Origin of the sequence: Shewanella sp. TB7-MNA-CIBAN-0143 (assembly GCF_040310065.1) — a bacterium.
Taxonomy (GTDB): Bacteria; Pseudomonadota; Gammaproteobacteria; order Enterobacterales; family Shewanellaceae; genus Shewanella.
This window is the reverse complement of record NZ_JBEOPL010000026.1, coordinates 1-11,992: the sequence shown is the minus strand read 5'-3', so window position 1 is coordinate 11,992 and position 11,992 is coordinate 1. Positions and strand designations below refer to the sequence as shown.

Below are 11,992 nucleotides of genomic sequence, written 5' to 3'. Positions count from 1 at the left end.
TTTTTAAGGTAATTATGCGTGCAATTGTGATTGGATCGACAAAACATTTTTTATTTGCCGCATTTTATGGTGCTTTAGGTATTGGGTTAGCGTTAATTATTACTGCTGTTTGGATGCTTAATGCGCGGCCTAATTTATCATTATGGCACACGACACACCTAACCTCTGAATACCATCAACAGTCTGGTTTAACTGATTTTAGCCAATATTTACAATTAGAAGATAAACTTTTTGCTGAAGTAGAACAGCAGGTTTACCGTCAATATCAACCTGAAATAGCATCCCCAATTAATCGTTATGAGCGTAATAGCCTGTCTGATCCTGGGTTATGGCAACAAAATTGGAATCGTTCTTTCGAATGGAAAAACCCCCAAGCTGAGTTTGGCCTTTTATTACTACACGGCATGTCTGACTCACCTTATGTGATGTCGCATTTTGCGCAGCATTATCAGCACCAGGCTTATGTTTTAGGGTTGCGCTTGCCAGGACACGGTACCATTCCGTCAGGATTAACCGATATTACTTGGCCTGATCTTGCTGGGGCGGTATCACTTGCTGTTGCCCGCTTGTCTGCCCAATTACCCGGTAAACCGATTTATGTGGTCGGGTTTTCGACAGGTGCTGCTTTAGCATTAAACCATGAACTTGAGAATATCAGTTTAGATAAGCCTACAAGCTTTGCCGGTATGGTCATGTTATCACCAGCCATTGGCCTTGCTCCCATTGCAGCAGGCGCTTATTGGCAAGCTAAACTGGGTAAATTACTCGGCCAAGATAAACTGTATTGGAACAGCATTCAAACGGAATATGATCCCTTTAAATATCGGTCTTTTGCTGTTAATGCTGGCGATGTTGTATATCAGTTAACTCAGCGTAACCAGACCTTATTAGCGTCATTATCGCCGCAACAGTTTGATGCTATTCCTGCAATACTAACGTTTCAGTCAGTTGTTGATGATACGGTCTCTTCACTTGCTGTGGTTGATTTGCTATATCAAAAATTGCCGCTAAACAAAGGCCATCAATTGGTGCTCTTTGATGTCAATAGGACGAAGAGTAACAACCAATTACTGTTTCAAGATCCACTGGCGACTTTTGCTCCATTTTGGCTACCAAAGCAATTACCTTACCGTTTAAGTTTGGTTGAAAATGATCCGCAACGGGATAATCATGTTCAAGTCAGGGAGCTAGCTGATAAATCGATAACCAATGATGTGTTAGCGTTAAGTTTAACTTGGCCTAATGATGTGTATTCTTTATCTCATGTGGCGTTAAGTTTTCCGATTGAAGATACCCTTTACGGGCCTCTACCAGGCATTGATTCGGATAAAATCCAAATTGGCAGAGCAATTTATCAAGGTGAACGGGGCATTTTCAGTGTGACGGCCGATGACATGTTGCGTCAGAAGTGGAATCCATTTTATCCTTATATGATGACTCGCATTGATGAGTTTACTCAAGGGCATCAATTTGAGTCACCATTAGACAGTAAACCAGTAAACATTAGTCGCTAATGATGCTAATAATTGTTTTATTACGTCCCTGTTGTTTTGCTTGGTAGAGATTATCATCAGCGACTTTAATCCACTTATCGAGTTCAGCTTCATAATCAGCACTGGCCGTAATAGCACCAATACTGACCGTCACGTTGAATGACTGTTTATCTTCGGGTGAGGTGATTTCTAATTGCGACAGTGCTTCTCTAAAGCCATTGAGATGGTGTTCAATATGTAAGGTATTGGACAAAGGCAGAATAAGCAAAAATTCTTCTCCGCCGTAACGGGCCACAATATCAATGTCGCGTTTAAAGTATTTCTGCAATAAATGCGACACGTTCCGCAAGCACTCATCACCAGCTAAATGGCCATAATTGTCATTTACTTTTTTGAAGAAATCTAAATCAAGCAATACAACAGTAATGGCCTGATCGCTTCGCAAACAAAAATCCACTAACTCACCAAATTTACGTTCAGCATAACGGCGATTATATAAGCCAGTTAACGGATCTCTATCAACCAGCTCGGTGAGTTTTTTGTTGGCCTTTTCTAATTCCGCGGTACGATTAGCCACAGTCTCTTCTAATTCGACTTGATGCGCGATGAGTTGTTGCTTACTGGCTGCTAATCGTTGATACAGGTTGAATACTTCTCTGGGTGAACTATCGTCAATTGCCGAGGTTTTTTCTGGACTTGAATATGACTGACTGAATTGATTGGCGACAGCTTCTAATGGCACCGTTAACAACGCGCTGAGCTTTTTTGAAATATAGAAGGTACACAATAATGCAATCAACAGCATGATAAAACTACTGAACATTTGTTCTTCAGCGAGTTTTAGTAGCGGCGAAAATTCTTTTAAAATATACACTGTCCAACCATTATCGAGCTCCCGGTGAGCATACATATATTCAGGCACAATTGAGGTAGTATTGTGAATATTGATTAACTCAAGATTGGCACGATACACACCTTTATTTATTGCAAAATTAAATTGTGAAAGTGGTTTTAAACCGAGTTTTTTGGAAGCATAAATAATTTGATTTTGTTCATCAACCATCACTACAGATTCATCTTCGGTATATTCATTAACTTGATCAATATGTGAAAAATGAGTTAAATCAAGCGAACCTTCTACTATTCCTGCTACTTGTGTGCGTTGCTCATCGAGATAAAAGGGAGCGCTCATGGCAATAATCGCGTCATTACCAAAACCGCGGCCCAGAAAGGCAGATGATACGAATAGGCGCTGGTTATAGAATGACTCAATAAAATAATCTCTATCGTTAATGTTGATACTTTGTTCTGGTAATTGCTGTGTTAATAGTCTTGATACTGGGCTTGCTGCCACAATATTGGCTGCCGGATTGGCGATCAACATACTGATAAAACCGGGATAGTTTTGATGTGAACTTGATAAAATGCCTTGCCATTGCTCTGGTTTATCGGCAACTAAATCTAATTGACTTGCTGTATTTTGGATCACGGTTTGATGGTTTTTGATATAATTTTGTGCTGAGGTCGATAGGTGAGCGACCGCTTCCGTCATGTTTTGTTTTAACATGACTTGTTGACGTTCTAAAAAATAAAAATTAAAGATTAACGCTGAAAACAATAATGTTAACGTCACCATTAAGGTGAAGAAATAAGTCAGTTGCGCGCTTAATTGTCTACGGTTGCGGTCTTTAACTTTGTCTTTTAAAAACCATAACTTTGGAATAGCTAAAATAAGTAATGATGCAATACTGGTATATATCAGTCCGTTGATGCCTTGCTTTGAAATAATAAAGCCTAAGTGAGATGGCGGTATATCCATCAATAGAACCACATATAAATACACCATTGGTGCACCTATAAATAACCAATAAGCGGCATCGGCATATAAGGCATAGATATCACGGCGTCTGGCATAGCCTAAAAATAATGCTTCAAGCCCAAAAAATAAGTAAACATGCGGGCTATCCCATATCAACATTAATCCTGTTGATGCCATCATAGCGGTCAAAAAGGCATACCAAGGCCCCAATAAAACGGCAGCAATGACAGTCACCGTGTTACCTAATACAAATTGCACGTTAGCAAAAAATTGTATCGGGTAACAATTGATGAACAATCCTATTACTCCCAAGATAATTGAGAATAAAAGGTGTTGTTGATTAATGCTAGGCAATGTCAAAAAAATATCCTTATTATTTGTATTCTAAAAAGATTTATTCCTATCTAAGCATTTATCTCAGGAAATAGAACAGATTTCAACGCAAACGAAGTTTTTTTTACTCACAAATATTCCTTTTTATCTTTTGTGATGCAGATCTCAATCTTTTAATGGCGAAATCTTGTTCGACCTTGGTCTAATTAAATTGAAAAACAAGAAGTTCATTTCAATTCATTATTTCTCAATCATCTGATTTGTATGAATTTTAATATTTTACGTTAACGTTTGTTAATCAAGTACGACTAAGGTCTTGATTGTGATGGCCCCCTGAATTGCTAAATTAACAATGGCTTTACAAAAAATAACTTAGGGGAGTCGCAATGAGTTTCGAAAATAACGATAAGGCAGCGGGTTACTGGCGTGAGAATTTACGTTTAGTACTTAGCTTGCTTGCAATTTGGGCTGCAGTGTCATTTGGCTGCGGTATTCTATTAGTAGATGTGTTAAACGAAATTACCTTTATGGGATTCAAACTGGGTTTCTGGTTTGCGCAGCAGGGTGCAATGTATGTATTCGTGGCGCTGATTTTTGTTTATGTGGCGAAAGCTAATACATTAGACAAAAAATACAATGTTCAGGAAGACTAAGGGGCACTAAGATGGATGTTCAAACACTAACATATTTAATTGTCGGCGCGACTTTTGCGCTGTACATCGGGATCGCCATTTGGACTCGTGCTGGTTCAACTAAAGAGTTTTATGTTGCAGGTGGTGGTGTTCACCCTGTTCTAAATGGTATGGCAACTGCAGCCGACTGGATGTCAGCAGCATCGTTTATTTCATTAGCCGGTATTGTATCTTTTACTGGTTATGATGGCTCAGTTTATCTAATGGGTTGGACCGGCGGTTATGTGCTATTAGCATTATGTATGGCGCCTTATTTACGTAAATTTGGTAAATTTACGGTTCCGGACTTTATTGGTGATCGCTACTACTCTCAGACGGCACGTACTGTCGCTGTTATTTGTGCCATCTTTATTTGTTTTACCTATATTGCAGGCCAAATGCGTGGTGTTGGCGTAGTGTTCTCTCGTTTCTTAGAAGTTGACGTAGAAACAGGGGTGTACATTGGTATGGCAGTCGTATTCTTTTATGCTGTATTAGGTGGCATGAAAGGGATTACTTACACACAGGTAGCACAATACTGCGTTCTTATTTTTGCCTTTATGGTTCCTGCTATCTTTATCTCAGTAATGATGACAGGTCACATATTACCGCAAATTGGTTTTGGCGCTGAGATGATTGATGCCGCAGGTAATGGTACGGGGGTGTATTTACTCGATAAGCTCGATGGATTATCGGCAGAACTCGGGTTCTCCCAATATACCGAAGGCTCCAAGTCGATGATAGATGTGTTCTTTATTACCGGTGCATTAATGTTTGGTACAGCAGGCTTACCGCATGTGATTGTACGTTTCTTTACTGTTCCTAAAGTAAAAGACGCGCGTATTTCTGCGGGCTGGGCTTTAGTCTTTATCGCTATTATGTACACCACTATTCCTGCATTGTCTGCTTTCTCTCGCGTTAATATGATTGAAACCATCAATGGACCAGAATCAACTGGCGTGCCTTATGAAACTGCGCCAACTTGGATTAAAAACTGGGAAAAAACGGGTTTAATTACATGGGACGATAAGAACAACGATGGCAAGATTTTTTACACCAATGGTGAAAAAAATGAGATGAACATTGACCGCGATATTATGGTTCTTGCCACGCCTGAAATTGCCAATCTTCCAGCATGGGTTATTGCATTAGTTGCCGCGGGTGGTTTAGCTGCAGCATTGTCTACATCTGCGGGTTTATTACTGGTAATTTCAACCTCTGTGTCGCACGATTTACTCAAGAAAAATCTAATGCCGGATATTTCGGATCAGAAAGAGTTAATGTATGCACGGATAGCTGCTGGTTTCGGGGTTGTTATGGCGGGTTACTTTGGTATTAATCCTCCTGGATTCGTAGCCGCGGTGGTGGCCATTGCATTTGGTCTCGCAGCAGCCTCGTTATTCCCTGCTATTATCATGGGGATTTTCTCTAGAACCATGAATAAAGAAGGTGCTATTTCAGGTATGGTGATCGGGCTATTATTTACTGCTAGTTATATCGCCTACTTTAAGTTTATTAATCCTGCATCGAATACATCTGAAAACTGGTTATTTGGTATTTCACCAGAAGGTATTGGTATGGTGGGAATGATGGTTAACTTTGGTGTCGCTTTTGCTGTCAGTAAAGTTACCGCTAAAATTCCTGACGAAATAGTCGCAATGGTTGAGTCTATTCGTTTCCCTAAAGGGTCAGGCGAAGCACACGATCATTAAACTGCTGTAATCAACACTGTTTAAAAAGAGCGCTTAGGCGCTCTTTTTGTTGGGCTTTAGTCCTATAGCAGATAAGCGAAACGCTTTGTTATAGTGATATTGTTCACCCATGCACAATAGGGAAATGATTAATGGATGCCAGTGAGTTACAACCCGTAGAGCAGTTTTTAGCAGCGCATTCGCCTTTCGACACGCTACCTAAAGATAGTATTCAATATTGTGCGAGAAAGATTAGCGTCGGTTATTACAGTAAAGCGTCTGCCTTTGTTGAGTTCGATAAAGACAATCCTAAATTGTACATTGTGCGCAGCGGTGCATTTGAAGTGCGCGATCCTGAAGGTGTATTGGTTGACCGTGTTGGCGAAGGAGAATGTTTTGGTTTTTCCACCTTATTATCGGGTGAAAAAGTCATTAATAAAGTGGCCATTTTAGAAGATGGTTTGGTTTATCATTTACCACAATCAGTCTTTGCCCAATTACGTTCTGAACATCGCAGCTTTGATCAATTTTTTGCTCGTGCTTTTGCTAAACGTTTACGTAATGAAACTAAATTTACCGCTAAAGACTTGACCACGACTAGCCGTATTACTTCAATTATGTCATCTCAGCCCATTATCATCGACGCTCATGCCAGTGTTATGGATGCGGCTAAATTAATGCGTGAACACCGGGTATCATCGGTGCTCGTTATCGATAATCAAAAATTAACCGGTATTTTGACCGATCGAGATTTACGTAATCGAATTATCGCAGAAGGCTTAGATGTCAATACGCTGGTGAGTCAAGCCATGACCATCAATCCCGTGACAACTCATGCCAACGCGCTAGTATTCGAAGCAATGTTGGCGATGAGTGAACATAATATTCACCACTTACCTGTGGTTGATGGAAGCCGTGCGTTAGGGATGATCACTAGTACTGATATTTTGCGTTCGCAAAGCTCACAACCTCTACTGCTTATTGGCGAAATAGGCCGGCAAGCAAATATAGAGAAACTTATTCAAGTGAGTAAGCAAATCCCGCTACTATTACAAAATTTAATCAGTGCCGATGCTAGAGCTGAAGAGATAGGTAGAGTATTAACCTCGGTAACTGATGCATTAACGCGTCGGCTGATTGAATTGAATCAACAGATTTTAGGTCAGGCACCAATGGCGTTTTGTTGGTTGGCTTTTGGTTCCCAAGGCAGGCAAGATCAGGTTGCTTGTTCTGACCAAGATAATGGCTTATTGCTGGCACATGAACCCGATGAATTTGCTGGTGCTTATTTTGAAGCATTAACAAAAGCGGTATGTAAGGGCTTAGATGAATGTGGTTATATTTATTGCCCTGGTGACATTATGGCGCAAAATCCCAAATGGCGCTTGTCACTGGTGAAGTGGAAAGGGCTTTTCTCTAGATGGGTAAACACGCCGGAACCAAAAGCTTTAATGCATGCCAGTATATTTTTCGACATGCGCCCAGTGTTTGGGCCATTGAGTTTATTCAGTGAACTGCAAGATGATGTTTTAGCCGCTACACAAAATAACGATATTTTCCTTGCCGGAATGGCGGGGAACTCGTTAACTGAATCACCGCCATTGGGCTTTTTTAGGAAGTTTGTCCTTGAGCGTGATGGAAGTGAAGTGAAAGGTATGGATTTAAAGCATAAGGGCAGTGCATTAATTAATGACATTGCCAGAGTGTATGCTTTAAGTGCAGGTATCAAAGAGGTTAATACTGCTAAGCGGATCAGAGCGTTAATGGACGCTAATATTATTAATCGTAAAGATGCACTTAATTTGGCGGACGCCCATGAGTTCATTGCGCACATGCGTCTAGCTAATCAAGGTTACCAAGCCACCAATAATTTACCAGTGAACAATTATCTTAAACCACAACATCTTTCTTCATTAATGCGTCATCAGCTTCGTGATGCATTTAAAGTGGTGCACGATGCACAAGCAGGAATAAAGCTTAAGTTCATGAGGAGTTTCTAGTGGTCAATTTTTGGTGGGTAAAAACGGTGTTGTGGCGTAAAAAGATGACCACTTTACCTTCGCCATTAAATACATATTTAGAAGCAATCACGCCGGCATTAACAACACTATTTCTAGATGCTCCATTGATGGCGATAGATCTTGAAATGACTGGCTTAGATCCAATCCATGATCAAGTCATCAGTATCGGTTTGGTACCAATTATCAACGGTGTCATTCCGCTTGAAAAAGCACAACATATGATGATATCCATTAGTGGCAGTGTGGGTCATAGCGCGACGGTTCACGGTATTGTGGATAATCAATTGCATATGGCTTTAACGTTAGCCGAGGCAATTGATTGGTTTTTATCACAAACAAAGGGCTATATTTTAGTGGCGCACCATGCACCATTAGACATACAGTTTATTCAGCAGCAGTTGATACGCTGTTTTGGTCAATCAATTCCGTTGGTATTTATCGATACGTTGGCCATAGAAAAAAAACGTTGTTTAATGCAACAATCGGTATTGAAAGAAGGCTCGTTACGCTTAAATGCAAGCCGTGAACGTTACCGTTTACCCGTTTATTCTGCTCACAATGCGCTTATTGATGCATTATCTTGTGCAGAATTATTGTTGGCTCAAGTGGCAGCGATGGGCGATATTAAAAAGTTGTCGGTTAAAGACTTAATTAATGTATTTCGCTAGAAAAGAAAAGCCAGTCATCGAGACTGGCTTTTCTATTAAACGCACAATACTGCTTATTCTGCGTTTTTAGCTTTATTGAAAAAATAATCAACCGCAGGTTTAATCAATTCAAGTGCGGTTTTATCGCAAGGCGGTAATGCTGCATCACTGGTGTTAATTGGTGTGGTGCGTTCGCCCCATTTTAGCAGTAAGGCTGCCGAGGTTAATCCAGCACCAAACGCGCAAGATAGAATCGTTTGATTGGCTTCAATTCTACCTTGAGATAACGCATCACAAATCGCAATCGGGATAGTGGCAGCCGATGTATTGCCATAATCAGCGATATTGACGAAAGCTTTTTCTTTTGGAATTTTCATTCGGCTTACTAAAGTATCAATAATACGTTCGTTTGCCTGATGCGGAATAACAAAGTCGACATCATCGATGTTGATCCCACATTTGTCTAATACCTTATTACTTAAACTTCCCATGCCATGAATCGCACGTTTAAACACGTCTTGACCATTGATATGAATGTAAAAATCCAATGAGTCATTGTCAAATCTATCCATCTGGGTGCCAAAATTAGACTTTAAAATATCGCGACCTTCAGGATCGTTATTTAATTCATAACCTAATACGCCACCAGGTTGGTCACTGGCTTCTAGCACAACAGCACCAGCACCATCACCAAATAACACAGCGGTTTCACGTCGAGACCAATCAAGGTAAAAAGATAAACGTTCAGCGCCAATAATCAGAATTTTCTTACTTTGGCCGCTTTTTATCATTGAGCTAGCCAAGCCAACGCCATACAAGAATCCACTGCAAGCAGCGTTAATATCAAATGCACCGCAGGTAGCGCCAATATTTGCCTGTACCGTAGATGCAATATTTGGGATCAAGGTATCAGGGCTGGCGGTGGCTAGAATAATTAAATCTAATTCACTGCCATCAATCCCTGCAGCGGCAAGTGCATGCTTAGCTGCAACCGACGCCATTTCAGAAGTATTGACGTGACTGATGTTACGCTTACTAATACCAGTACGTGTTTTAATCCATTCATCCGTCGTTTCCATGAATGTGGCTAAATCTTCATTGGTCAATGTTGCGGGCGGAACTGACTTCCCCCAACCGGTAATGTGTGCATACTGCATAAGAAGTTCTCTCAATACGTTTCAATAGTTAATTGAATTTATATACAAAAACAACAGCTTAAAATTAATCTGTTGATATTAAATGCTTAAATGGTCATGACTAAGATTTGTTATTATGACTTAATCTTTTGTTCTACCAGTTTCGTGATTGAAGCCGAAGCATGCAAGATATGCTCACGCAGTAAAGTAGTGGCTTTTGCGATGTCACGTTTTTTACATAATTCGAGTAACACTCGATGTTCTCTTTCGGCGATAGGGATCCCGCCAGTAAATAACAACTGCAGACGAATATAGCGATCGCAATTGGTGTTTAAACCGTTAACCACTTCCATTGTATGAGGTCGATTAGCCGCTTGGTATAAACGAGTATGGAATCGAGTATTAAGCTCACTCCAACTGGCTACTGATTCTTTCAGTTTAAATGCCAATTCAAGTTTAACCAGTACGGCTTCAGCTTCGGCAATATCATTGTCAGATAGGTTAGGGATGGCCTTAGCCAACAAATCCGATTCGATCATAGCGCGCAATTCAAATAATTCAGTGACTTGCTCAACAGATAACAATGTTGCCGTCGCGCCTTTATGCGGTTCGAAATTAATTAAGCCTTCAGCTTCTAACTGAACTAACGCTTCACGAACGGGAATGCGACTTACATTTAACTGTTCTGCAATAGCAGACTGCCTGAGCGGTTCTCCTCCTTGTATATCACCAGAAAGGATCCGTTCTCTGAGCGCCTCTACAACAAGTTGCGTACGCGTTTTATGAATAATAGGAGGTATATTGCTCATGTATTCTATAATAATCACTAATTTCTTCGAGCAAGGGTAACGCTTAGCCGCCGCTTTATAAAGTGAAACCTATACAATTATGCAGATTAAGCTCATAAAATGGCGGTAAATAAACAAATTAATAAAAATATTCAGATTATCTGGCCCCAAATTCATCTCAATGGGATAATCGACACAAGAAAGAGTTTAAGGAGTGTTAGGTTGAATAAAGCAGTATTTCTCGATCGTGATGGTGTGATCAATAAAGACAATGGTTACGTTCATACAGTGGACGACTTTGAATATATCGACGGTGTATTTGAAGCGTGTCTTGCATTAAAGCAAATGGGTTACCTATTAATAGTGGTGACCAATCAATCCGGCATTGCTCGTGGCATGTACAGTGAAGATGATTTTCATCATTTAACGGAATGGATGGATTGGAACTTTGCCGATAAAGGTGTCGAACTTGATGGTATCTACTATTGCCCGCATCATCCACAAAAAGGCCTAGGTGGATATAAGCAAGATTGCGATTGCAGAAAGCCAAAACCCGGCATGATGCTCGATGCTGCAGAATTCTTGAAAATCGATATGAGCCAGTCTGTAATGGTGGGTGATAAAGCTGATGATATGCGCGCAGCAAAAGCGGCTGGCATTAACACTGCCATTTTGGTTCGTTCAGGTAAAGTAGTAGACGAAGCCGGAGTTGAACTTGCCAGTGCAGTGGTTGACAGTATCGCTGACGTTCCGAGTCTGCTAAGTCAATTACTCGCAAAATAATAGAATCGCCAATGCAAAGCTATCATTTCAACTGTTCATATATAAGCTTTCACCGACTTATATATGAACAGAGATTTTCAGTGTAACAATTACTTAGTTTTAGACTTTCTCTTCCTTTATATACTAGTCAGCATATTTTTGTTGCTAACAAACCCCTAATCCAAATAAAGATATGTCATCCATTAACGCCAAATCGTTCGTGCTACTAAAAGTTGCTACGAAGTTAACATGAAATTAACGCCGTTTCAGTTATGTTTTGGTCTCAACAAGCTAAATTAGCCACTTAAACCACGCTGAGCCGCATAATAAGCCTTATATAGGTAGATAAAATAAATTTGCTGTTCGTTGTAGCGAGCCATTTATGGTTATAAAGTCAGCAAAAACTTCAATAAATATGGCTTTAAGTTCAAATAGTATGCAGTTGGGTCGTAATAGTCATAAAAACCGTAGAAAGCTCTTGCGCTATAAAAAGTTTTCCCTATAATACACCCCACTGACACGGAACGCAGCGTCTAACGCTAGTTACCAGGTCCGCTCTTTAACAATTTATCAAGTAATCTGTGTGGACATTCACAGGTATTGAGTTATTCGAAATTGTCTTCTGTTCTTC

Annotated in this window: 9 protein-coding genes; 6 read left to right on the top strand and 3 right to left on the bottom strand. The window is 40.2% G+C overall.

Annotated features, from left to right (window positions below):
- Nucleotides 1-14: 14 nt before the first annotated feature.
- Nucleotides 15-1,514, top strand: a complete 1,500-nt coding sequence (locus AAEY97_RS18220; protein WP_192115924.1) for an alpha/beta hydrolase — start codon at nucleotides 15-17, stop codon at nucleotides 1,512-1,514.
- On the opposite strand, the gene AAEY97_RS18215 is transcribed toward AAEY97_RS18220, so the two are convergent.
- Nucleotides 1,504-3,672: a diguanylate cyclase gene (locus tag AAEY97_RS18215; protein ID WP_351000612.1), complete on the bottom strand. Its 2,169-nt coding sequence runs from the start codon at nucleotides 3,670-3,672 to the stop codon at nucleotides 1,504-1,506. The two genes, AAEY97_RS18220 and AAEY97_RS18215, sit on opposite strands and share 11 nt — an antisense overlap.
- A 359-nt stretch (nucleotides 3,673-4,031) precedes the next feature.
- On the opposite strand from AAEY97_RS18215, the gene AAEY97_RS18210 reads away from it, so the two are divergent.
- The 4 genes from AAEY97_RS18210 to AAEY97_RS18195 all read left to right on the top strand — a co-directional run bounded on the left by AAEY97_RS18210 (nucleotide 4,032) and on the right by AAEY97_RS18195 (nucleotide 8,696).
- Nucleotides 4,032-4,298, top strand: coding sequence for a DUF4212 domain-containing protein (locus AAEY97_RS18210; RefSeq protein WP_011637017.1), 267 nt, complete (start codon nucleotides 4,032-4,034; stop codon nucleotides 4,296-4,298).
- An 11-nt stretch (nucleotides 4,299-4,309) separates the two neighbouring features.
- Complete coding sequence (locus AAEY97_RS18205; RefSeq protein WP_101088178.1) at nucleotides 4,310-6,028, top strand: sodium:solute symporter family protein; 1,719 nt, start codon at nucleotides 4,310-4,312, stop codon at nucleotides 6,026-6,028.
- Nucleotides 6,029-6,159: 131 nt separating this feature from the next.
- The gene (locus AAEY97_RS18200; RefSeq protein WP_351000609.1) at nucleotides 6,160-8,007 is read left to right on the top strand and encodes a DUF294 nucleotidyltransferase-like domain-containing protein; all 1,848 of its coding nucleotides are present in this window, start codon (nucleotides 6,160-6,162) and stop codon (nucleotides 8,005-8,007) included.
- The gene (locus AAEY97_RS18195) at nucleotides 8,007-8,696 is read left to right on the top strand and encodes an exonuclease domain-containing protein (protein WP_101088182.1); all 690 of its coding nucleotides are present in this window, start codon (nucleotides 8,007-8,009) and stop codon (nucleotides 8,694-8,696) included. Before AAEY97_RS18200 ends, AAEY97_RS18195 begins: the two co-directional genes overlap by 1 nt.
- A gap of 53 nt (nucleotides 8,697-8,749) precedes the next feature.
- On the opposite strand, the gene AAEY97_RS18190 is transcribed toward AAEY97_RS18195, so the two are convergent.
- Both AAEY97_RS18190 and AAEY97_RS18185 read right to left on the bottom strand, forming a co-directional pair.
- Complete coding sequence (locus AAEY97_RS18190) at nucleotides 8,750-9,832, bottom strand: ketoacyl-ACP synthase III (RefSeq protein WP_101088184.1); 1,083 nt, start codon at nucleotides 9,830-9,832, stop codon at nucleotides 8,750-8,752.
- A 113-nt stretch (nucleotides 9,833-9,945) separates the two neighbouring features.
- Nucleotides 9,946-10,620, bottom strand: a complete 675-nt coding sequence (locus tag AAEY97_RS18185) for a GntR family transcriptional regulator (RefSeq protein WP_101088186.1) — start codon at nucleotides 10,618-10,620, stop codon at nucleotides 9,946-9,948.
- Nucleotides 10,621-10,821: 201 nt separating this feature from the next.
- On the opposite strand from AAEY97_RS18185, the gene gmhB reads away from it, so the two are divergent.
- Nucleotides 10,822-11,382, top strand: coding sequence for a D-glycero-beta-D-manno-heptose 1,7-bisphosphate 7-phosphatase (gmhB, locus tag AAEY97_RS18180; RefSeq protein ID WP_350979295.1), 561 nt, complete (start codon nucleotides 10,822-10,824; stop codon nucleotides 11,380-11,382).
- Nucleotides 11,383-11,992: the final 610 nt, after the last annotated feature.

Bases quoted from the DNA above. Each gene is read 5' to 3' on its own strand.
- AAEY97_RS18220 (WP_192115924.1), top strand. From the start codon at position 15: ATGCGTGCAATTGTGATTGGATCGACAAAACATTTTTTATTTGCCGCA.
- AAEY97_RS18210 (WP_011637017.1), top strand. From the start codon at position 4,032: ATGAGTTTCGAAAATAACGATAAGGCAGCGGGTTACTGGCGTGAGAAT.
- AAEY97_RS18205 (WP_101088178.1), top strand. From the start codon at position 4,310: ATGGATGTTCAAACACTAACATATTTAATTGTCGGCGCGACTTTTGCG.
- AAEY97_RS18200 (WP_351000609.1), top strand. From the start codon at position 6,160: ATGGATGCCAGTGAGTTACAACCCGTAGAGCAGTTTTTAGCAGCGCAT.
- AAEY97_RS18190 (WP_101088184.1), bottom strand. From the start codon at position 9,832: ATGCAGTATGCACACATTACCGGTTGGGGGAAGTCAGTTCCGCCCGCA.
- AAEY97_RS18185 (WP_101088186.1), bottom strand. From the start codon at position 10,620: ATGAGCAATATACCTCCTATTATTCATAAAACGCGTACGCAACTTGTT.